Source organism: Pseudoflavonifractor sp. HNCC25GI2 (assembly GCF_058136395.1).
Window position 1 is genome coordinate 37,535 of record NZ_JBYUOW010000011.1, and the last position, 18,740, is coordinate 56,274.

Annotated in this window: 29 protein-coding genes and 1 tRNA gene; 15 read left to right on the plus strand and 15 right to left on the minus strand. The window is 56.5% G+C overall.

The features are described 5' to 3' along the window. Positions 1-59 precede the first annotated feature (59 nt). Positions 60-788, minus strand: a complete 729-nt coding sequence (rpsB, locus tag AC3YUO_RS11730) for a 30S ribosomal protein S2 (protein WP_489963227.1) — start codon at positions 786-788, stop codon at positions 60-62. A 323-nt stretch (positions 789-1,111) separates the two neighbouring features. Here rpsB and rpmE point away from each other — a divergent pair, with 323 nt between their 5' ends. From rpmE to hflX, 3 genes are all read left to right on the plus strand, one after another. Further along, positions 1,112-1,315, plus strand: a complete 204-nt coding sequence (gene rpmE, locus AC3YUO_RS11735) for a 50S ribosomal protein L31 (RefSeq protein WP_489963228.1) — start codon at positions 1,112-1,114, stop codon at positions 1,313-1,315. Between the two features lie 115 nt (positions 1,316-1,430). After that, positions 1,431-1,934, plus strand: a complete 504-nt coding sequence (locus tag AC3YUO_RS11740; RefSeq protein ID WP_489963229.1) for a flavin reductase family protein — start codon at positions 1,431-1,433, stop codon at positions 1,932-1,934. A 42-nt stretch (positions 1,935-1,976) separates the two neighbouring features. After that, positions 1,977-3,263: a GTPase HflX gene (gene hflX / locus AC3YUO_RS11745; RefSeq protein WP_489963230.1), complete on the plus strand. Its 1,287-nt coding sequence runs from the start codon at positions 1,977-1,979 to the stop codon at positions 3,261-3,263. A gap of 43 nt (positions 3,264-3,306) precedes the next feature. Here hflX and AC3YUO_RS11750 read toward each other — a convergent pair whose 3' ends face one another. Beyond that, positions 3,307-3,525 carry a hypothetical protein gene (locus AC3YUO_RS11750; protein WP_489963231.1) on the minus strand — a complete coding sequence of 73 codons (219 nt, stop codon included), beginning with the start codon at positions 3,523-3,525 and terminating at the stop codon, positions 3,307-3,309. Between the two features lie 869 nt (positions 3,526-4,394). Between AC3YUO_RS11750 and AC3YUO_RS11755 the strand changes: the two genes are divergently transcribed. The 3 genes from AC3YUO_RS11755 to AC3YUO_RS11765 are packed head-to-tail and all read left to right on the plus strand — an operon-like array spanning position 4,395 to position 5,682. Continuing rightward, entirely contained in the window at positions 4,395-4,604 is a 210-nt protein-coding gene (locus AC3YUO_RS11755) for a helix-turn-helix domain-containing protein (RefSeq protein WP_489963232.1), read from the plus strand. After that, complete coding sequence (locus tag AC3YUO_RS11760) at positions 4,601-5,248, plus strand: YigZ family protein (protein ID WP_489963233.1); 648 nt, start codon at positions 4,601-4,603, stop codon at positions 5,246-5,248. Before AC3YUO_RS11755 ends, AC3YUO_RS11760 begins: the two co-directional genes overlap by 4 nt. Further along, positions 5,245-5,682, plus strand: a complete 438-nt coding sequence (locus AC3YUO_RS11765; protein ID WP_489963234.1) for a hypothetical protein — start codon at positions 5,245-5,247, stop codon at positions 5,680-5,682. Before AC3YUO_RS11760 ends, AC3YUO_RS11765 begins: the two co-directional genes overlap by 4 nt. Before the next feature lie 66 nt (positions 5,683-5,748). Here the strand turns inward: AC3YUO_RS11765 and rpmB are convergent, their stop codons facing one another. Next, a complete protein-coding gene (gene rpmB / locus AC3YUO_RS11770) occupies positions 5,749-5,937 on the minus strand; it encodes a 50S ribosomal protein L28 (protein WP_087288054.1) in 189 nt (62 codons plus the stop codon). Between the two features lie 243 nt (positions 5,938-6,180). On the opposite strand from rpmB, the gene hprK reads away from it, so the two are divergent. The 7 genes from hprK (at position 6,181) to AC3YUO_RS11805 (ending at position 10,592) form a co-directional block, all read left to right on the plus strand. Next, complete coding sequence (gene hprK, locus AC3YUO_RS11775) at positions 6,181-7,134, plus strand: HPr(Ser) kinase/phosphatase (RefSeq protein ID WP_489963235.1); 954 nt, start codon at positions 6,181-6,183, stop codon at positions 7,132-7,134. A 3-nt stretch (positions 7,135-7,137) separates the two neighbouring features. Beyond that, positions 7,138-8,088, plus strand: coding sequence for an ROK family protein (locus tag AC3YUO_RS11780; RefSeq protein ID WP_489963236.1), 951 nt, complete (start codon positions 7,138-7,140; stop codon positions 8,086-8,088). A 217-nt stretch (positions 8,089-8,305) separates the two neighbouring features. After that, the gene (locus tag AC3YUO_RS11785; RefSeq protein WP_489963237.1) at positions 8,306-8,746 is read left to right on the plus strand and encodes a hypothetical protein; all 441 of its coding nucleotides are present in this window, start codon (positions 8,306-8,308) and stop codon (positions 8,744-8,746) included. Continuing rightward, positions 8,739-9,221, plus strand: a complete 483-nt coding sequence (locus AC3YUO_RS11790) for a hypothetical protein (RefSeq protein ID WP_489963238.1) — start codon at positions 8,739-8,741, stop codon at positions 9,219-9,221. Before AC3YUO_RS11785 ends, AC3YUO_RS11790 begins: the two co-directional genes overlap by 8 nt. Next, on the plus strand, positions 9,221-9,517 hold the full coding sequence (locus AC3YUO_RS11795) for a hypothetical protein (protein WP_489963239.1): 297 nt from the start codon (positions 9,221-9,223) through the stop codon (positions 9,515-9,517). Before AC3YUO_RS11790 ends, AC3YUO_RS11795 begins: the two co-directional genes overlap by 1 nt. Before the next feature lie 14 nt (positions 9,518-9,531). Further along, entirely contained in the window at positions 9,532-9,795 is a 264-nt protein-coding gene (locus AC3YUO_RS11800) for a phage holin family protein (RefSeq protein WP_489963240.1), read from the plus strand. A 38-nt stretch (positions 9,796-9,833) separates the two neighbouring features. Continuing rightward, positions 9,834-10,592, plus strand: a complete 759-nt coding sequence (locus tag AC3YUO_RS11805) for a peptidoglycan recognition protein family protein (protein ID WP_489963241.1) — start codon at positions 9,834-9,836, stop codon at positions 10,590-10,592. A gap of 328 nt (positions 10,593-10,920) precedes the next feature. On the opposite strand, the gene AC3YUO_RS11810 is transcribed toward AC3YUO_RS11805, so the two are convergent. The 10 genes from AC3YUO_RS11810 to AC3YUO_RS11855 all read right to left on the minus strand — a co-directional run bounded on the left by AC3YUO_RS11810 (position 10,921) and on the right by AC3YUO_RS11855 (position 15,409). Beyond that, the gene (locus AC3YUO_RS11810; RefSeq protein ID WP_489963242.1) at positions 10,921-11,265 is read right to left on the minus strand and encodes a hypothetical protein; all 345 of its coding nucleotides are present in this window, start codon (positions 11,263-11,265) and stop codon (positions 10,921-10,923) included. A gap of 41 nt (positions 11,266-11,306) precedes the next feature. Continuing rightward, on the minus strand, positions 11,307-11,921 hold the full coding sequence (locus tag AC3YUO_RS11815) for a hypothetical protein (RefSeq protein ID WP_489963243.1): 615 nt from the start codon (positions 11,919-11,921) through the stop codon (positions 11,307-11,309). Positions 11,922-12,009: 88 nt separating this feature from the next. Further along, positions 12,010-12,240: a hypothetical protein gene (locus tag AC3YUO_RS11820; RefSeq protein WP_489963244.1), complete on the minus strand. Its 231-nt coding sequence runs from the start codon at positions 12,238-12,240 to the stop codon at positions 12,010-12,012. Then, positions 12,233-12,601 (minus strand): hypothetical protein, encoded by a 369-nt coding sequence (locus tag AC3YUO_RS11825; protein WP_489963245.1) that lies wholly within the window; start codon positions 12,599-12,601, stop codon positions 12,233-12,235. The genes AC3YUO_RS11820 and AC3YUO_RS11825 overlap by 8 nt, the downstream gene beginning before the upstream one ends. Then, a complete protein-coding gene (locus AC3YUO_RS11830; protein ID WP_489963246.1) occupies positions 12,598-12,771 on the minus strand; it encodes a hypothetical protein in 174 nt (57 codons plus the stop codon). The genes AC3YUO_RS11825 and AC3YUO_RS11830 overlap by 4 nt, the downstream gene beginning before the upstream one ends. Positions 12,772-12,930: 159 nt before the next feature. Next, a complete protein-coding gene (locus AC3YUO_RS11835; protein WP_489963247.1) occupies positions 12,931-14,079 on the minus strand; it encodes an AAA family ATPase in 1,149 nt (382 codons plus the stop codon). Continuing rightward, a complete protein-coding gene (locus AC3YUO_RS11840; RefSeq protein ID WP_489963281.1) occupies positions 14,049-14,606 on the minus strand; it encodes a CHC2 zinc finger domain-containing protein in 558 nt (185 codons plus the stop codon). The genes AC3YUO_RS11835 and AC3YUO_RS11840 overlap by 31 nt, the downstream gene beginning before the upstream one ends. Before the next feature lie 25 nt (positions 14,607-14,631). Next, a complete protein-coding gene (locus AC3YUO_RS11845) occupies positions 14,632-15,036 on the minus strand; it encodes a hypothetical protein (protein WP_489963248.1) in 405 nt (134 codons plus the stop codon). After that, positions 15,033-15,230, minus strand: a complete 198-nt coding sequence (locus tag AC3YUO_RS11850) for a helix-turn-helix domain-containing protein (RefSeq protein ID WP_489963249.1) — start codon at positions 15,228-15,230, stop codon at positions 15,033-15,035. Before AC3YUO_RS11850 ends, AC3YUO_RS11845 begins: the two co-directional genes overlap by 4 nt. After that, positions 15,230-15,409, minus strand: a complete 180-nt coding sequence (locus tag AC3YUO_RS11855) for a hypothetical protein (protein WP_489963250.1) — start codon at positions 15,407-15,409, stop codon at positions 15,230-15,232. Before AC3YUO_RS11855 ends, AC3YUO_RS11850 begins: the two co-directional genes overlap by 1 nt. Positions 15,410-15,546: 137 nt before the next feature. Here AC3YUO_RS11855 and AC3YUO_RS11860 point away from each other — a divergent pair, with 137 nt between their 5' ends. Continuing rightward, positions 15,547-16,227 (plus strand): helix-turn-helix domain-containing protein, encoded by a 681-nt coding sequence (locus tag AC3YUO_RS11860; protein ID WP_489963251.1) that lies wholly within the window; start codon positions 15,547-15,549, stop codon positions 16,225-16,227. 104 nt (positions 16,228-16,331) lie between these two features. Beyond that, positions 16,332-17,513, plus strand: a complete 1,182-nt coding sequence (locus AC3YUO_RS11865; RefSeq protein ID WP_489963252.1) for a tyrosine-type recombinase/integrase — start codon at positions 16,332-16,334, stop codon at positions 17,511-17,513. 78 nt (positions 17,514-17,591) lie between these two features. On the opposite strand, the gene AC3YUO_RS11870 is transcribed toward AC3YUO_RS11865, so the two are convergent. Both AC3YUO_RS11870 and AC3YUO_RS11875 read right to left on the minus strand, forming a co-directional pair. Next, a tRNA-Gln gene (locus AC3YUO_RS11870) sits at positions 17,592-17,665 on the minus strand. A gap of 118 nt (positions 17,666-17,783) precedes the next feature. Beyond that, positions 17,784-18,587, minus strand: a complete 804-nt coding sequence (locus tag AC3YUO_RS11875) for a histidine racemase CntK family protein (RefSeq protein WP_489963253.1) — start codon at positions 18,585-18,587, stop codon at positions 17,784-17,786. Positions 18,588-18,740 lie beyond the last annotated feature (153 nt).

Here is an 18,740-nt window from a genome sequence, read left to right on the forward strand (position 1 = left end):
CGGAAAAAAGAGCAGCGTCCGCCCGCGCGGGCGGGCGCTGCTGAAACGATAGGGTTTGATTACTCGGCGGCGGGAGCCTCAGCCTCAGCGGCGGGAGCCTCATCCTGGCCCTGCTTGCCCTCCTGGATGGCGTTGGCCATGACAGAGGAGATGAGCTTGATGGCGCGGATGGCGTCGTCGTTGCCGGGGATGACGTAGTCGATCTCGTCGGGATCGCAGTTGGTGTCCACGATGGCCACGATGGGGATGTTCAGCTTGCGGGCCTCGTTGATGGCGTTGCGCTCCTTGCGGGGGTCAACGACGAACAGGGCGCCGGGCAGCTTCTTCATCTCGGTCACGCCGCCCAGGTACTTCTCCAGCTTGGCGATCTCGCCCATGTGCTTCATGACTTCCTTCTTGGGCAGCATGTCGAAGGTGCCGTCCTCCTGCATCTTCTTCAGCTGGTTCAGACGATCCACACGGCCGCGCATGGTCTTGAAGTTGGTGAGCATGCCGCCCAGCCAGCGGGCGTTCACCCAGTACATGCCAACGCGGGAAGCCTCTTCCTTGATGGCCTCCTGAGCCTGCTTCTTGGTGCCCACGAAGAGGATGGTCTCGCCCTTCTCGCCCAGCTCGCGGACGAAGTTGTAGGCCTCCTCCAGCTTCTTCACGGTCTTCTGCAGGTCAATGATATAGATGCCGTTGCGCTCGGTGTAAATGTAGGTGGCCATCTTGGGGTTCCACCGACGGGTCTGGTGGCCGAAGTGAACGCCGGCCTCCAGCAGCTGCTTCATAGATACGACTGCCATGTTAGTTTTCCTCCTAAATTTCAGTTGATTCTTCTGGGGGCATCATGTTCTCCGCCAACCCGGACATCCGGGCACCGGGCGAAAAATCCGCACTCCCACGCATAATGCTTCGGTATTTTATCACAATTTAAGACCGATTGCAATAGTTTTTTCCAGACTGCGGGAAAAAATACCCTTATAATAGATTGAGGAATTTCCATGGGCCTCAAGGGGAAAAGACAGCAGAAGTTTTTTGAAAAAAACAGTTGCTTTTCCGAGAAAACTATGCTATCATATCTGATGCGTTTACGAAATGACCCTCCATGGAGAAAGAGGTGAACATAATGAAGGAAGGCATCCACCCCAACTATCAGCAGACCACCATCCGGTGCGCCTGTGGCAACGTCATTGAGACCGGCTCCACCAAGAAGGACATCCGCGTGGAAGTTTGCTCCAAGTGTCACCCCTTCTACACTGGTAAGCAGAAGATGGTGGACACCGGCGGCCGTGTCAGCCGCTTCAACAAGAAGTTTGGCCTCGACAAGTAAGATTCGCCTTCAAAAGCCGCGCCGAGTTTTCGGTGCGGCTTTTTGCAATTCTGCCGGGTATCGTCCCGGGACAGCAGGCATAGACTGAAAGAAGAACAGACAGGAGGCAGTAAGTATGTTTCAGCGTATCGACCCGAAGAACCTCAAGGACAATGTATTTTCACTCATCGGAGACCAGTGGATGCTGGTAACCGCCGGTACGGAGGAGAAGTGCAACACCATGACCGCCTCCTGGGGCGGACTGGGTGTGCTGTGGGGCGCTCCCGCGGCCACCTGCTATATCCGTCCTCAGCGCTATACCAAGGAGTTCCTGGACCGGGAGGAGTACTTCACCCTGACCTTCTTTGATGAGGAGTACCGCAAGGCCCTCTCCCTGTGCGGGAGCAAGAGCGGCCGGGATGTGGATAAAATTAAGGAGTGCGGCTTCACGGTGCGCACCGCCGCCTGCGGCGCCCCCTACTTTGAGCAGGCCCGCCTGGTGCTGGTGTGCCGCAAGCGCTTTGTCCAGGAGATGGACCCCGCCCGCATCCCTCAGGACGTGAAGGAGAAGTGGTATCCCCAGCAGGACTACCACACCATGTATATCGGAGAAATTGTGGAGGCCTACTGCCAGGCCTGAGAAGATTGTGCCGCCGGCCCCTGGGACCGGCGGGGAGGAACTATGGAACAACACATCCAAGAGACAAGAAACCGGGCGGTGCTGGTGGGGCTGGACGCCTTCAGCCTGTCCCGGGAGGAAAATGCCACTGAAGCCTCCATGGAGGAGCTGTCCGACCTGCTGGAGACGGCGGGGGGCGAGACAGTGGGCATGGTCATGCAGTCCAAGGACAGCCCGGACCCCCGCACCTTCATCGGCGAGGGCAAGGTGGCCGAGGTGAAGCAGCTGGTGGAGGCCATGGGTGCGGACATGGTCATCTTTGACAACGCCCTGTCCCCCTCCCAGCAGCGGGCGCTCAGCGAGGACATCGGCGTGTCGGTGCTGGATCGCTCCGCCCTGATTCTGGACATCTTTGCCCAGCGGGCCCGTACCCGGGAGGGTCGGTTGCAGGTGGAGCTGGCTCAGTACAAGTACCTGCTGCCCCGGCTGATCGGTATGTGGAAGCACCTGGAGCGGCAGGAGGGTGCCATCGGTACCCGCGGCCCCGGCGAAACCCAGCTGGAGAGCGACCGGCGGCACATCCACCGGAAAATCTCCAAGCTGGAGGCAGAGCTGAAGGATGTGCGCCGGGTCCGGGCCACCCAGCGGGAGCGGCGGATCAAAAATGAGGTGCCGGTGGTGGCCATTGTGGGCTACACCAACGTGGGCAAGTCTACTCTGCTCAATAAGCTCACCGGGGCGGAGATTCCCGCCAACAACCGGCTTTTCGACACCCTGGACACCACCACCCGCACTCTGGAGATTTCCGACACTTGCACGGTGCTCCTCTCGGACACGGTGGGCTTTATCCGCAAGCTGCCCCATCATCTGGTGGAGGCCTTCAAAGCCACCCTGGAGGAGCTGTCCTTTGCGGATCTGCTCCTCCACGTCATTGACGCCTCCAACGAGGAGTGGCGGGAGCAGGCGGCGGTGGTGGACGAGCTGATCCACGAGCTGGGAGCCGACCAGACGCCCCGCATTGAGGTCTTTAACAAGTGCGACCGGTGGACCGGGGACATCCGGCCCCATGGGGAGAACATTGTGTCCATCTCCGCCAAGACGGGCGAGGGGCTGCCGGAGCTGCTGGCCGCCATTGACAAGGTGCTGGACAACGGCGCCCGGCGGGTGACCATCCATCTGCCCTACGATAAGGGTGGCATTCTGGAACGGCTTTACCAGGACGCCAAGGTGGAACAGGTGGAGTACGGCCAGACCATCGACGTGGTGGCGGTGTGTACGCCCAAGATCATCGGTCAGCTTGGGCCCCTGGTGGAGGGCTGGAAGCCCCACAAGGAGCCCTGGGAAGAGTAAAACAGATGAATGAAGGAAACGGCGGGGGAGACCCCGCCGTTTTTTATGCCTGGACAGCTGATTTGGCCAGGATTCGGAGATCAAAGGTGTGCTGCTCCAGATAGTCCCGAAGCCGGTGGAAGCACCGGGTGCGAATGGCTTCAGAGGCTGGAGGAGAAGGGGAGAGGGATGCGCCGCACAGCAGGGTGAGCAGTAGGGCCTCTTCCTCCAGGGCATCGGCGGTGTCCAGAAGCTCCTCCTGCCAGGTTGGGTTAGGGTTCATAAACATACCTTCTTTTGATAAGTTTTTTGTAGGGGCGGATATCATACGCCCGTTATACGGTTCGCTTGAATTGGAAGAAAAGAGTGTTTCGCCCCCGGGCGAGTAACTTTCTGTGCAGACAGAAAGTTACCAAAGAGCTGCCTAGGGGAAGGGGGATTTCGATTTCCCCCTTCCCCTAGGTACCTCATCCCCTTGAAACGACCAATCAGGGGGGCTTCGGCCCCCCTATTGGATGTACCCCCTGGGGGACGGTAACATGAGAGCTCTAGCGCCGGAACGGGCCTGCGGTCGACGAAACCGCCAGAGGGTACGGACCTGGAGCAGGTGTGTGTTCACGGAAGTTTTGCGTATCCGGTACCAGCTACGGAGGTGGAGCGACCACCGAACCGCCGCGCGAGGGCTGAGAGCTAGGCGCGACAGCTCTTGTAGGAGCATAAGCCTGTTCAATCAACACGGAGCGGCAGCGGGCGGCGCGAGGTACAGTATCCTGGTTTTTGCCCGCGCCGGATGGATACAACTTTACCCCTTGGTGGCTCCCCCGTAAATCAAATGGGGGTCCGGGGGAGGCGGGATAGGGCATTGTAAATGCCCGTGAGCCGCCCCGGTGGCGTTTTGCCTACTTTGCCGACGTGGGCAAAGTAGGTCGCCCCGCAGGGCGAAACTATCTCCATCCCCGTCCCGCCCGCAGGCAAAATTCTTGGAGTAAGGGGCGCGGGGAAAGATAAACAATGATAAATACCTTTGTAGAACTGTTAGCCCCAATATATCGCCGATAGCGATTATACAACGGATGATAAATGATGTCAATCGCTGAAAGCTATATATTTTCTGAGATATAGCTCAGAGCTATAATAAATCCGGTGATAGCTATGGTAGACTACAAGGTCATAATCAGACAAAAAAGAGAAAAACTGGGTTGGAGCCAGTATAAATTGGCAAAAGTAGTGGGAATTACTCAGTCTTTTATGAATGAAATTGAGAACGGACGAAAGAGTCCTTCTGTGGAAGTCTTTTTCCGTATCTGCGATGCCCTGGACATCAAACTCTTTCCCGACGAGGACCAGGAGGGCGGTCAATGACAGAGTATTATATCCCCACTGCTTCAAGCGAGACGGAGTTTGTGGAAAAGCGCTCCCGCTTCATCGGCCACGTCTGGCGGGTGGAGAGCGAGGAGGAGGCCCGCTCCCGCATTGAGGAGACCCGGAAAAAGCACTACGACGCCCGCCACAATTGCTGGTGCTACATCATAAAGGACGGCCCGGTGCGCTACTCCGACGACGGCGAGCCCCAGGGCACGGCGGGCCAGCCCATGCTCAACGTATTCCAGCGGGAGGGCGTGGTCAACGTGTGCTGCGTGGTCACCCGGTACTTTGGCGGTATCCTGCTGGGAGCGGGCGGCCTGGTGCGGGCCTATACCCAGAGCGCCAAGGACGCCCTGGATGCGGCGGGCATTTCTGTGGTGCGCCGGTGGGTGGCCATGGAGGTCCCCTGCACCTATGCCCAGTTTGAGGCCATGCGCCGGGAGGTGTCCGCCTTCGGCGGTGTGGTGGAGGAGGTGGACTACGGCTCCGACGTGGTCCTCTCTGCGCTGCTGCCTGAGGAGCGGGCGGAGGAGTTTGCAGCCCATGTGCTGGATGCCACCGCCGGCACCGTGGAGGTGCTGGAGGCGGGAGAACAGCTGAAGGACGTGCCCTGGCGGGTGCAGAAGGAGGAACAGTCATGAACGAAAGCATTGTCCTGATGCAGGCTTGTTTGGAGCGGTATCAGAACGCCATGGATCGGTTGGAGGCGGGTCTGCGCCCCGGGGACGGCATTCTGGGCTTTGGAAATGATCCGAAACGCTCTCCCTACCACATGGATTTCTATAATGAAATGGGGCAGTTGGTTGCCCGGCTGGCTCAGGGGGAGTGGCCGGCGGAAAAGGCCGGGGAGACGGTGGAATTCCTGCTGACCATGAGCGAGAAGTTCGGCCGCAGATTGACTTTCCCCATGATGGAGGCGGCCCAGGGCCATGTGCTGCCCCTGGTGCCTCTGCTGGAGCCGGAACAGGCCGAGCAGCTGGCCAGAAGCTACGCAATCCGCTATCCCCGCCGCAAACGTCTGCCCATCCAGGACAAGGTGCTGGCAGCACTGGAAAAGAGAGCCAAAGGGCGCTGAACCGAATGAGAGAAAAACAAAAGGACCCGCGTCATAGACGCGGGTCCTTTGAGTTGCCATATTCCATTACACAGCGCGGGTGACCTTACCGGAACGGAGGCATCTGGTGCAGACGTACACGTGAGTGGGAGTGCCCTTCACGATCGCCTTCACGCGCTTCACGTTGGGCTTCCAGGTGCGGTTGGAACGACGATGGGAGTGGGAAACCTGAATGCCGAAGGTGACGCCCTTGTCGCAGAATTCGCATTTGGCCATGTTGCTTACCTCCTCGCTATGAGAATCGCTTTCAAAAAAAGCTTCGACTGATATCATAGCAGAGTTGTTTGTAAAATGCAAGACTTTTTTTCGCAAATCTAGGAGAAAAAAGGAAAGAAAAAATTCGGGGGAAATACGCCCGGTCTTGCGTAAGGCTGGATTTTCGTCTATACTAGGTGGTACAAACTATCCGTTCCCGGGGCGGAGAGGCGGATGAGATCCAACCGGGAGAAAGGGGCCGTTATGTCCGAGAGTAGAAACAGCGTCAAGCTGGGAGAAATCATTCGGGAATTTGACCTTGAAATTTTAAGCAAGGGGCCGGATTATGAGGGTGTCCCGCTGCACACGGTGGACGTCAACCGCCCTGGTCTGCCTCTGGCGGGCTTTTTCGAGCATTTTGACACCAAGCGGCTGCTGCTCATCGGTCTGACCGAGACCACCTATGTGGCGGGCATGACCCCGGAACGCCGGCGGGAGAGCTTTGACCGTCTGCTGGCCTATCCGGTGCCCGGCCTCATCATCACCCGCGGTCTGGAGGCCTTCCCCGAGTGTCTGGAGATGGCGGAGAAGTACGGTCGTACCGTTCTGCGCACCCAGGCCCACACCTCCGCCTTCATGAGCGCCCTCATCGGCAGCCTCTACAACCGTCTGGCGCCCTGCATCACCCGTTCCGGGGTCATGATGGAGATCTACGGCGAGGGCGTGCTCTTCCAGGGCGAGTCCGGCGTGGGCAAGAGTGAGGTGGCCATTGAGCTTATCAAGCGCGGCCACCGTCTCATCGCCGACGACGCGGTGGAAATTAAGGAGACCAATTACGGCACCCTGGAGGCCACCGCGCCCGAGCTGATCCGCCGCTATATGGAGCTGCGGGGCATCGGCGTCATTGACGTCAGCCACCTGTTCGGTATGGGCGCCATCAAGATGAAGCAGCAGATTGACCTGGTCATCAAGCTGGAGCCCTGGGACGATAACGCGGTATACGACCGCCTGGGTCTGGAGGGCGCCTTCACCGAAATCCTGGGGGTCAAGATTCCCGCTGTCACCATTCCCGTGAAGCCGGGCCGGAATCTGGCCAGCATTGTGGAGGTGGCTGCCATGAACAACCGCCACCGCAAGATGGGCCACAACGCGGCCCAGGAACTGGCGGAGCGTATGGATCGACACTTTGAAAAGCTGATGAAGGAAGCCGAGGGATAAGCTATGGCATATATTGGAATTGATGTGGGCGGCACCAATCTGGTGGCCGGCCTGGTAAATGAGCAGGGCGCTATTTTGAAGAAGGCCAGCCGTCCGGTGGACAAGAGTATGTCCGACCGGGACCTGTGCCGGGAGCTTGCCGCTTTGGCGGAGGAGGCCCGTCTGGCCGGCGGCCTGTCCCGGGAGGGCATCCAGGCGGTGGGCGTGGGCATCCCCGGCCTGGTGGACAACAAGACGGGCGTGGTGGTCATGACCGCCAATATGCCCTTCCGCAATACGCCCCTTCGTGAGCTGTTTCAGCGAGAGTGGGACGTGCCGGTCTACCTGGGCAATGACGCCAACTGTGCCGCTCTGGGCGAGTACTGGGCTGGTTCGGCCAAGGGATGCAGCCCCACGGTGATGATTACCCTGGGCACCGGCATCGGCGGCGGCATGGTGGTGGACGGCAAGCTGTTCACCGGCTTTGCAAACTCCGGCATGGAGGTAGGCCATATGATTACCCGGCCCGGCGGGCTGACCTGCGGCTGCGGCAACCAGGGCTGCTGGGAGCAGTATGGTTCGGCCACTGGCCTCATCCGCATGACCCGGGAGGCCATGGAGCAGAACTCTGACAGCCTGCTGTGGCAGGTGTGCGGCGGAGACCTGGAGAAGGTACAGGGACGTACCCCCTTCCAGGCTGCCAAGGAGGGGGACAAGACGGCTCTGGCCGTGCTGGAGGCCTACCGGCAGGAGCTGGCTCTGGGCCTTATTAACCTTATTAACGTCCTGCAGCCCGAGGTCATCTGCATGGGCGGCGGCGTGAGTAACGCCGAGGACGAGCTGCTGCTGACTCCGCTGACGGAGCTGGTAAAGAAGGGCAGCTTTGACAAGACCATGCCCACCCGGCTGGTTCGGGCCTCTCTGGGCAACGACGCGGGTGTGGTGGGTGCCGCCCTGCTGTGCAACTCTCTGTAACTTGAAAAGCCGCCTCCGGTCACAGACCGGAGGCGGCTTTTGTATGAAAATCAAAAAAGGAAGAACGGCCTGCCGGCATCGCCGGCGGGCCGTTTTTTCTTTTACAATCGTCCCCCTGCGGTATGTGCAGATAAGATGCACGGAGGCGGACACCAATTGGCGGCTGCCCGCCCAGAATGGGGAGGACATCCCGAACATACCGAGAGGAGTGAACCAAATGAGCTTATATGGAAGCAAGATCCAGATCGACGGGGTTTCCTGCGGTTTGGTGATGCGGGGGAGCAGCAACGGGCAGTACCTGGTGGTATTTGAACGGGAGCTGGCCACTCTGGAGCAGGTGGAGGCCATCAACTGGGAGCAGCCCTCCATTGAGGGAGACTGTATCCTGCCTGTAGGCTACGGCTTCACGGTGTCTGACATCCGGTACAGTGCCGCCACCCGGAGTTACACGGTGGTGCTCCAGGTGGGCGAGCAGTACCTGGGAGACGTGACCGGCTATCAGAGTCAGGTGGCGGAGCTGGAGAGCACCGTGGCCCGCCAGCAGGAGGAGATTCGGCAGAAGGACGACACCATCGCCCAGCTGGAGAGCGAGGGCAGCCAGGCCCTGAAGGAGGAGCTGGAGGCGGCCTACGAGGAAGGAGTGGAGAGCAATGGCTGATGTGGTAGCACTGGCAGTTGAGGAACTGAAGAAGCGGGGCGCGGAGGATGCCGCAGCCCTGGCGACCCGGGCGGTGTCGGGCGAGGCCGACGGCACGGAGCTGATTGAGAAGGAAGAGGCTGTCCCCACCTGGAGACAGAGAGACTACTCCTCGGTTCCTGTGGGTACCCCTTACAAGTGGCAGGAGCAGGTCTATAAGCTGTGGCAGCAGCACGATGCCAGCCAGGCAGGAGACTGGTCTCCCGACAAGGCGGTTTCCCTCTGGGATGTCTGCCACACCACGGACCCTGACCGGGCTAAGGAATATGTGGCGCCCCAGGGGAGCCGGGGCATGTACCAGACGGGGGAGTGCTGCCGCTACGGCGGACAGGTTTACCGTTCCATCATTGACTCCAATTCCTGGGCCCCCGACGCCTATCCCCAGGGCTGGGAGACGGTGAGCGGAGCGGAGACCCAGAAGGTGAGTGATGGCTGATGGAGTGCAATGACTGCATCATGGAGCCCCGCATCAAGGCGCTGGAGGACTGGAAAAACGAGTCCAAGAAATTTCACAATACCTTCTACGACTGGCAGCGGGATCAGATTGCCCGGGACTCCAGGCTGGACGTACAGCTCAGCGGGATCGAGAGCAATCTGAAAAAGCTGGTGGCCTGGCAGGACGCCCAGCGGGATAAACCCGCCCGGAGAATGGAATCCATCGGGGAAAAGGTAATTTTGTGTGTGGTTGCCGCCGTGGTGGGATACGTTCTGGCGCAGGTGGGATTTGTGTAAGGAGGTGCGGAAACATGGATTTTGGCGTTGCTTCCGTGGCTGCGGTCACGGTGATCTGTTACCTGGTGGGGCTGGTGGTCAAGGCCAGCCCCTGGAACAATGACAAGTACATCCCCATCGCCTGCGGACTGGTGGGGGGTGTGCTGGGAGTGGCCGCACTGTATTTGGGCCTGCCCGATTTCCCAGCGGGGGATCCTCTGACTGCCGCTGCGGTGGGCATTGTATCCGGTCTGGCCGCCACCGGCGTGGATCAGGCAGTCCGGCAGATGACCCAATGAGAGAGAGTCGAAGTCAGTGGGACAGGGGAGAAACAGACGTGAATCTATACAAACAGCTGCTCACGGAACATGACTGCTATAAGGCCGGACGGACCATCACCCCGAAGGGGGTGATGGTCCACTCCACTGGGGCCAACAATCCCTATGTGTGCCGGTATGTTCCGGGAAATGATACGCTGGGCTATAACACCGGGGGAAATCACTGGAACCGGGCGGGGCTCAGCAAGTGTGTCCACGCTTTTGTGGGCAAGCTTGCCGACGGCACGGTGGGAGCTGTGCAGACGCTGCCCTGGACCATGCGGGGCTGGCACGCCGGGGGGACGGCCAACAACACCCACATCGGCTTTGAGATCTGTGAGGACGGCCTGGAAGACAAGGCTTACTTTCAGGCGGCATATCAGCAGGCGGTGGAGCTGGCCGCCATGCTCTGCCGGACGTATGGCTTGGATCCGCAGGCTGACGGAGTGGTCCTCTGCCACAGCGAAGGGCATTCCCGAGGAATTGCCAGCAATCACAGCGATGTAATGCACTGGTTTCCCAAACATGGGAAGACCATGGATGATTTTCGGGCGGATGTGGCCCGGGCATTGGAGGGGGGCGAAGAAGTGACCTACGAGGAATGGAAGGGCTATATGGAGCAGTATCGCCGGGAGTTGGGCGAACAGAGCGCGACTATGCCGGAGCTGCTGACAGATGCGGTTGCCATGGGCCTGACGGACGGGGCACGTCCTCGGGATCTGGTGACCCGGGAGGAGTGCGCGGTGATGGCCCGGGCGGCAGCCAAGACGCCGAAATGAAGAAGTAAGTAGAAATCAGAGAAAAGAGGCGCGAACAGACGGTTCGCGCCCCTTTTTGCATATTACGTTTCTTGAAATAAAAAAGAAGCATCTGCTTTGCAGATGCTTCTTTTGGCAGCGGGAGAAGGATTCGAATTATAGAATGCAAATAAAATAGAAGTAAACCGGGATAAATATAGTCCTTAAAACGTGCAATTTTCGGCAGTTTTATTAACTTTGGTGAAACGGCGTTACCACCAATAAAAACGGTTAAAGGGAAAAAATAAGGGAAAACTTTTGCGCCTCACATAGTAGAACCCCCGGCCCGGTGAGAGGTCGGGGGCTTGCTTTATCTGTCGATGTAATAGACCTGTCCAGTGGTCTTGTCAGTCACCACGATCAGCGCCCCGGCCAGCTCAATTTTCACGGTGTCAGTGTTGGCGGAAGTCCGGGCAATGCAACGGGCTTGCATCTGCTCTAGGGAGGGCTGCTGGGTGGTGAGTTTCCGGGTGGTGGTAAAGCCGTATTCGGTGCCGGTGGTCTTGTCCGTGACGGTGGTTTCTGTGCCCTCCAGGACAATTTTCACGGTGGAGGTGTCGAACAGTGTCACGGCCTCCGGTGTGGCCTGTACGCTTGCTGTGGGGCTGCTGGTGGGTTTCTCTGCGGTGCATCCGGCAAGCGCGAGTGCAAACACAAGGCAGAAAGCAATAATCAGTTTTTTCATGCTATACCCCCTTACCACATGGACACGCCAGGAATACTGCCGGGCTTGCGCGGCTCAATAGGGCTTGCTCCGCTCTCCTTCGGAGCATTTCGGTCGATTGCGTCCAAAAAGGCGTATAGCTCATTCAACCCGGAAAGCGTCCCATTTGTTACGGCGTCGTGGATATAGTAGCCCAAACCGTCATAATGCGTATCCGGGTCATAAATTCGGCCTTCAAGGCCATTCGCCCGCTCATTAAAGCCACTTTTACGGAGGGCAGCAGAAAGGATACGCTGTGCGGGGATACGCCCCTGGAAGGGCTGGAGAATCGCGTCAAGGGCTGTGTCAGCCTCCGGTGCTTCGGGGTCAAGGCTACCGACGATCTGCGCGGCCACGGCCAGGCGTGCGGCTTCGTCCGTGCTCAACGGTGCAGTCTCAACAGATTTCATTTCGTAAAGCGTTTTCAGCATAGATTCCCACGCCTTTTTTGCCTGGCCCACACGCTCGCGCTCAATTCTTGCCAGTGGCTCCCTTTTTCCTTCTGCCGTTAAATTGCGGTCGTTGGTGATTTTTTCCCTTCGCTGTGCAAAGACTTTCTGCTGCTCAATCTGCTGGGCCAAAAGTTCGCGAATTCGTCCAGTATACAAAAAATCAAGTCCTTTCAGATAAAGTTATTGTTTATTTCCCAAATACGGCGGTCAGCACTTTGCTTTTTTAGACCGCCGAAATAGCCGATTATTTTCCAAATACTGCGGCCAATGTTGCGGCAAGTTCCGAATATTCGGGCCGGTTAGCGGCCACATCCACAAGGCTCCCAGGGCCTCCGGCCCAGGCCGTTTCAATGGCTGCCACGGGAGAAAGCCGCTGCTCTTTCCCGTCCGCCGTGGTAACGGTCAGCCAGGCCGGTTTTCGGCGCTCTGCCTCGCCCTCCAGATGTTCCAGACGGCGTGTTGCGGATTTATTCAATCATATCACCCCCTGACTGTTCCAAAGCCCTCAAGCGTCTCTCAAAGTCCTGGGCCTCTACGATCCGCAAACCATATTCCAAAGCTGCCCGACAGGCTTGTATGCGGATATCTGCCCGCTGCCCATCGTCCGCTATGATTTCTTTCAGGCAGGACAGCGCGGGGGAAAGTACCTGCCGTGCCTGTGTGGCTGCATCCTCAATGAGTCCACCCAGGGCCTTTTCATACTCCGCCAGGAACTCCGGGTCGGAAAGATATGTCTTTAGCGTGGTCAGCCCAATCCCCGCCGCCTTTGCCGCCTTTTCCTTTGTGGGCTGGGTCAAGAGTGCCGCTAATGCTTTTGTTTGTCGTGCGGTCATCAAATCCCCCCTTCCTGCGGCCCGTTTTCTGCTAATTCAGCCGCTTTTTCCATAGTTCGGATAGTTTTTTTCAGTCGCCGTATCTCTCGCCGCTGTTCGGCCAGTTCATGCAGCAGACGTGAATTTTTTTCGTTCAACAGGTCAATCAGCTGCTGGTCGTTACGGTTTAGCATTATTTTCACCTCGTTCCTGTATAGATCCCTTTAATGGTTTCTGGCAATAGCAGTACATGATTTCTGTTAGGATATAGTTTTATGTACTTTATGGACCAGGTGGATGGGGTACACAAAGTACATAAAACCAGCGCACAACAAAAACCATGTACCGCGCGTCTAAATATGTACCTGCTCTGTAATGGTCGAATCTATCCGCTGAATGATAAAGCCATTACCTTTAGCTCCGTTCTTTTTGACCTGAATTCCGGTTTTTAGGAAATAGCCGTCATCTGTCAGGCGCTCTCTTACGGCGTCAAGTGCTCGTTTTGGCTGTGCGCCTCCGAAAATCAATTCTCCGTGCAGCTGCTTGAATTCCTCATAGGTGTATCGGGTCGCAACAAATTGATTTGCCGACGTCTCCAGGGCCTCTATCAAAGCGGTGCTTGTGGCAGTATGTTCCTTGTCTCCCTGTACGATCTCCCACGGAGTAGTCCTTCGCCGCGCCGCCGCTTCAAGGGTCTGTTTCGTGATTTCCGAAAATCCATCCCATACCACGCCGCCGCCGTTTATTCGATAGCGGACTGATTTCCCGTAACTTGCATAGTTTGTTTTTGTGTGGACCATCACCCGGCAATCTTCATTGTCATCATCAAAAATTACCCGGAAAGCGGAGCGGGATGCATTGATAAAGTCACTGCTGCCGGTGGCGGCGTTGTTTGCGTTTTCACCCTGTGCCCGTTTATTGACGTGTGAAACAAGAATCATTGCACAGTCACACTTTTTTGCTAAATGGGCCAGCTTTTGGAATACAGGCCGCAATGCGTTTACCCGGTTAATGTCCACGTCAGCTCCCAGAAATGCGTGCCACGGGTCCACAATCACAAGCGACGGAGCATAGCCTTTTACGGTGGCCTCGAATTCGTCATAACCAGTGGAAAAGTTCATCCCGATTGAATCCGAACAATCCAAGATAAACACCCGTCCTAAATCTGCCCCGGAAAGTTCCAGCCGCTCCCGTAGGACCTCGCCGCTGTCCTCTGCACTGATCATCAGAACGGACTTTCCTTCTCCTTTGAATTCTTCACCAGGCAAGGGGTTCCCTGTGCTGATTGCCGCCGCAATACCGCAACAAAGCACGGTTTTCCCTGTGCCGCCATCGGCCATCATAACGGAATAGTCGCCGACGGGAAGATACGGGTACCATAGAAAGCGCGTATTGTTCTTCCCAAAGGCAGCTGCTGGTTTTGCGGTCCGGCCTTGTATCTGCTCTGGGGGCGTTTTGAACTCTCCAGCATTTAAGAGGTTTTCAAAACTCTGTCGATCCATTTGGAAATTTGCCCCCTTTCTCGGTAAATCTGCGCCTGATCCTCCGGCGCGCCGTTGGTCAAGGTGTCTGACCAATATCCAAAACAGGCTTGCCAGCGAATAACCAGGGCCTCCCGCTCGGTCAGCTTGTCCAGGCCTGGACAGTGCTTTAATATCAGGTGTCCCTCTCGGAATGCGGCGTTCAGACGGTTGATAAAACCGCTGCGCCATTCCTCAAAGGCCCTGTGTGCTTCGGCTACCTCTAGACGGCGGCGGGCTGCATTTACCTCGGTCTGGGTGGGTTGGTGATCGAGCGGGAGGGCAAGCCGGAAATCCTCATTTAGCCGACGTACAGCGCCTATAGCATCCAGGCTCAGCAGCCGGGAAGTCAAGTCAATGGAATCTCCGCCGACGTTGCACACCCAGCAGCGGAACCGGCCATTTTTGAAAGACATAGAGGGGTGTCGGTCATGGTGGAATGGACATAGCGCCCAACCCCGCCGGTCAAACTGCAACCCATAGTGTCGGCCTGCGTCCTCCGCTGTCACCCGCTCCCGGACTTTGCGGAAAACGTCAGTCAAGCCGCCGCCCCCTCAGCCGCACCGCATTGGCGACACGGGCGATTTCATGCGCCCGGTGGTACATGCTGTGGACAAAGTTGTCCACATCGGTTTCGCTTCCTGGTAAAAAATAGCCGTGTTCGTTGTCGGCCAGGATCTGAGCACCCTGCAAGCGTTCCGCCTGAATCTGTTGGCGGACTTGGCGGGCGGGTAGTTCAGTGAGTTTTACAAGATGCTGGAGTGTGACGGCGTTCTCCGCGCCGTGGGACAACAGTTTTTCGATTTTTCCCGGTTGCCCGCCGGTACTTTGTGTGATATTCTGATACGTGGAAGTGGTGGCCGCTCCGCAAGCTGTCCCCGCTCCGCTCTGCCGTCCTGGTGCTGCAACACTGGGGCGGCTCTTTTTTGTCTTACTCATACATTCACCTCCGGTTGTGTCTGTCTGGAAATCCATTCCCGCAATCCGTCCACACTGATCAACGTGCGACTGCCCAGCTTAAATGAGGGAAAACCGCCTTGATTGATAAGGTCGTAAACCTTCGGCCTACTTATTCCCAGTAGCCTCGCACACTCCGCCGGGGACACGGCCAGGGGGTCTAGTTTGTCGGCCATTAGCTCACCTCCTTCGCAAGCCGCTGGATGATAGAAAAGATTTTCTCTTTTTCATCCTGGGGCAGTTCCTTTCGGAGTTTCCGGGAAAAGCTGCAATCCGCCATTCCTAGAGCGTCTGCAATTTGCCAGAGTTTTACCCCGGCCCCTGCCGCTGCTCGTCTGATATCCTGGTTGCTCATTTAGAAGTCACCTCCATGTTGTTGTTGCATAATGCTTATTTTTGTAGTACAATATAATTATACAACAACAATAATAGGCAATCAACTAAAAAGGGCAAAAAATAATATTTTGCAACAAATATATGCAGGAGGGCGTTATGGGAGTAATGGATGCATTTTCTTTGCGTTTAAAAGAATTGCGGGAAGCTAGTGGTATGAATCAGGATCAGCTAGCTAAAGAACTAGGTGTTTCCCGTGGTAGCATTAGCTTTTATGAAAATGGAGATAGGGTACCTGATATTGAGTTTTTATTCCAGATGTCTAAATTTTTTAGTGTTTCAACAGATTGGTTACTAGGACTGTCACCTGTGAAGGAGATAGATGGAGAACTACGACAGGTATGTCAGTATACAGGGTTGTCTGATAAATCCGTCTCTCTTTTACACTCTTCCAAATTCAAAGGTTCTGAATTTAATTTATGGGCTGGATTGGTGGACAATGTGCTAACACCTGAGTGCATATTTGCTTTTTCCAGAGATACATGGAGGAGCGCCATGATGGCAATACAGGCACGAAGAAGCGAGATAAATAGAAAAGACGAAGATATAGAAGAGCGACGCATTTATAATGATGCGCTTAAACGAAGTGTACTTGATGAAAAAGCGGATTCAATGATAGCCCAAATTCCGGTATATGATGCTGCCAGGTTTTATAAAAATGCAGCTGTAGCTAAAGTTAGTGATGCTGCAAAAGCGACCATAGAAAGATATATTCTTTTAGCGAAAAACACAGAGATTGAAATGCCGGACAGAGTAGATCCAGAACAAAAGGATTCATAATAAAAACCGCCCCTGGTGCTGCGAACACCAGGGACGGCTAAAAGGGCAGTAAACTTTGACGGCCTACTGCCCTCCCATTCTATCAATTTAAGGGAGGAATTGCAATGCCAAGAAAGAGCAACACCAGAGGGGCCCAGGGGGCCGGGACGATCCGCCAGCGGAAGGACGGACGATGGGAGGCCCGCTATACCGTGGGACGTGATCCCGGCACTGGGAAACAGGTACAGCGCTCTGTCTACGGAGCCACTCAGCAAGAAGTACGGAAGAAGTTGGCCCAGGCGGTGGCCTCTCTGGACAATGGGGACTACTTTGAACCGTCTAAAATGACGCTGGCCCGATGGGTGGAGATATGGCTCCAGGAATACACCGGGGACAAAAAATATCTGACGGTCAAGCACTACAAAGCACAATGCAAAACCCACATCGTCCCTAGCTTGGGAGCGGTAAAGCTGGCGGAGTTGACCACGCCACAAATCCAGGCTTTTTACAATCGGCTCCTAAGAGATGGGATGGCCCCCAAAAGTGTCCGGAACATTCACGGTATCCTCACCAAATGCCTCTCTACCGCCGTCAGTGTGGAGTACATCCGGGACAATCCAGCTAGCAGGGTCACTCTCCCCCGTGTGGAGAAAAAAGAAATTCACCCGCTCACAGATGAACAGGTGAAAGATTTTCTCCGGGTGTCTGCCGGGGATGAATATGAAATTCTCTTAAAAGTGATCCTCTTTACCGGCCTGCGGGAATCAGAGGCCATTGGCCTCACTTGGGATTGTATAGATTTTAAGGCCGGGACAGTAAAGGTCAGCAAGCAGCTCCAAAAGCGCCCGCTGGCCGACGGTGGCTTTACCTTCGCACCGTTGAAAAACGACAAAACTCGCATACTCCGTCCCGCTCCCTTTGTTCTGGAGCTACTGGAGCGCCGCAAGCGGGAGCAGGCAGCACAGCGCCTTAAAGCCGGGGAACTGTGGGAAGGCTGGCAGACAGCAGAGGAACAGAAAAGCGCTCTCGTATTCACCACAGCCACAGGAGGCAACCTCAGCCCTCAGACGGTCTATAATCACTATAAGAAGCTGGCCGTCCAAATCAGTGCCCCAGATAGCCGGGTACACGATCTCCGCCACACCTTCGCCGTCCTCTCTCTCCAGAATGGGGACGACGTGAAAACTGTCCAGGGAAACCTGGGACACGCCACAGCAGCCTTTACTCTGGATGTCTACGGCCATGTATCGGAGCGCATGAAAGAGGACAGCGCTGCCCGGATGCAGAAGTACATAACAAACCTGTAAAGGGTCAATTAAAGGGTCAAAGCCCTGAAAACAGCAAAAGAAAAACCCTAGAACCGTTGAGGCTCTAGGGTTTTGTTTTGGCAGCGGGAGAAGGATTCGAACCCTCACAAACAGAGTCAGAGTCTGTCGTGCTACCCTTACACAATCCCGCTATTTCGTGCTCACTTGTCGTAAGCACGAATGCTATTATAGCAAACAATTTCGAATTGTCAAGAGAAAAATTTCTTTTTTTCAAAAAAAGGAAAATTTGTCTCAGACCGCCCCGAGGGATTACAGGGGAACCTGCACCGAGATGGCGGAATCCAGAGAGACGGGGCCGCCGATACTCACCTGGGTGACCTGGCCCTGATCCAGGGTCAGCTTGACCCGGATGACGCCGGCGGGCTGGATGAGGTCCTGAGCATACTGGCCATCGGGGGCGCCCATGGCACAGGCAATGGCGGAAGCCACCGAACCGGAGCCGCAGCTGCCCTCCCACACCAGGGTGTTGGCGGCGGGTACTTTGACCAGCGGGGTGATGTGGCTGGTGGCGCGGTCCAGGAACATGACGCCGTAGGCCTCCAGACCGGGGAATTCCTGGAACAGGGGCTCTACCTCCTGGAAGAAGTCCAGACTGGGAGCAACGCCCTCCACCACCAGGTGGGCAATGCCGTCCAGATCCACCAGTACGCCCGACTTTCCGCCGGCCTGGACAGTGCGCACACTGCGGGGCAGAGGCATCTCCGATTCTGCCGCTCCGTCCTTCAGATCGGAGAAGGCGGTGACCAGGTGGTCACAGCCACTGACCTCCAGCAGCATGGTGGAAGGGGAGGGAACCCCCATCTCCTGCTGCATCACCATGGCAAAGGCACGGGTTGCGTTGCCGCAGAATTCTCCGCCGGCCATTTCAATCCGGCCCTGACCACCCATAACGGGGGTGCAGCAGTAGGCCAGCTGCTCAGCCTTGAACTGGGACATGCCCAGCAGGTGGGCTGTGACCTTGGGCCGCAGAGCGGGATCCACCGGGTCCAAGACGTATAGGGTAATATTGCCTGCGGGATTGGCCCGCAGGACGCGCAGAGTGAGCTGTTCCATGATAGATTCCGCTCCTGTTCCAATATGTAGAGATAGAAAAAACGCCTCAACCGGCAGAGATTGAAATGCGTTATTTGTCCCAATATACTATAAAATTTCTCAAAAGTCTCTTGACGTTTTTGACAATTTTAGAGTGGCGCTATGGTGCAAAAA

Coding starts and splice junctions, on each gene's coding strand:
- AC3YUO_RS11750 (WP_489963231.1), bottom strand. CDS start 3,525: ATGAACCCTAACCCAACCTGGCAGGAGGAGCTTCTGGACACCGCCGAT.
- AC3YUO_RS11800 (WP_489963240.1), top strand. CDS start 9,532: ATGGATTTTGGCGTTGCTTCCGTGGCTGCGGTCACGGTGATCTGTTAC.
- AC3YUO_RS11875 (WP_489963253.1), bottom strand. CDS start 18,587: ATGGAACAGCTCACTCTGCGCGTCCTGCGGGCCAATCCCGCAGGCAAT.
- AC3YUO_RS11785 (WP_489963237.1), top strand. CDS start 8,306: ATGAGCTTATATGGAAGCAAGATCCAGATCGACGGGGTTTCCTGCGGT.
- AC3YUO_RS11835 (WP_489963247.1), bottom strand. CDS start 14,079: ATGGATCGACAGAGTTTTGAAAACCTCTTAAATGCTGGAGAGTTCAAA.
- hprK (WP_489963235.1), top strand. CDS start 6,181: ATGTCCGAGAGTAGAAACAGCGTCAAGCTGGGAGAAATCATTCGGGAA.
- AC3YUO_RS11830 (WP_489963246.1), bottom strand. CDS start 12,771: ATGCTAAACCGTAACGACCAGCAGCTGATTGACCTGTTGAACGAAAAA.
- rpsB (WP_489963227.1), bottom strand. CDS start 788: ATGGCAGTCGTATCTATGAAGCAGCTGCTGGAGGCCGGCGTTCACTTC.
- rpmB (WP_087288054.1), bottom strand. CDS start 5,937: ATGGCCAAATGCGAATTCTGCGACAAGGGCGTCACCTTCGGCATTCAG.
- AC3YUO_RS11740 (WP_489963229.1), top strand. CDS start 1,431: ATGTTTCAGCGTATCGACCCGAAGAACCTCAAGGACAATGTATTTTCA.
- AC3YUO_RS11765 (WP_489963234.1), top strand. CDS start 5,245: ATGAACGAAAGCATTGTCCTGATGCAGGCTTGTTTGGAGCGGTATCAG.
- AC3YUO_RS11845 (WP_489963248.1), bottom strand. CDS start 15,036: ATGAGTAAGACAAAAAAGAGCCGCCCCAGTGTTGCAGCACCAGGACGG.
- AC3YUO_RS11865 (WP_489963252.1), top strand. CDS start 16,332: ATGCCAAGAAAGAGCAACACCAGAGGGGCCCAGGGGGCCGGGACGATC.
- AC3YUO_RS11780 (WP_489963236.1), top strand. CDS start 7,138: ATGGCATATATTGGAATTGATGTGGGCGGCACCAATCTGGTGGCCGGC.
- hflX (WP_489963230.1), top strand. CDS start 1,977: ATGGAACAACACATCCAAGAGACAAGAAACCGGGCGGTGCTGGTGGGG.
- rpmE (WP_489963228.1), top strand. CDS start 1,112: ATGAAGGAAGGCATCCACCCCAACTATCAGCAGACCACCATCCGGTGC.
- AC3YUO_RS11850 (WP_489963249.1), bottom strand. CDS start 15,230: ATGGCCGACAAACTAGACCCCCTGGCCGTGTCCCCGGCGGAGTGTGCG.
- AC3YUO_RS11860 (WP_489963251.1), top strand. CDS start 15,547: ATGGGAGTAATGGATGCATTTTCTTTGCGTTTAAAAGAATTGCGGGAA.
- AC3YUO_RS11755 (WP_489963232.1), top strand. CDS start 4,395: ATGGTAGACTACAAGGTCATAATCAGACAAAAAAGAGAAAAACTGGGT.
- AC3YUO_RS11760 (WP_489963233.1), top strand. CDS start 4,601: ATGACAGAGTATTATATCCCCACTGCTTCAAGCGAGACGGAGTTTGTG.
- AC3YUO_RS11855 (WP_489963250.1), bottom strand. CDS start 15,409: ATGAGCAACCAGGATATCAGACGAGCAGCGGCAGGGGCCGGGGTAAAA.
- AC3YUO_RS11790 (WP_489963238.1), top strand. CDS start 8,739: ATGGCTGATGTGGTAGCACTGGCAGTTGAGGAACTGAAGAAGCGGGGC.
- AC3YUO_RS11795 (WP_489963239.1), top strand. CDS start 9,221: ATGGAGTGCAATGACTGCATCATGGAGCCCCGCATCAAGGCGCTGGAG.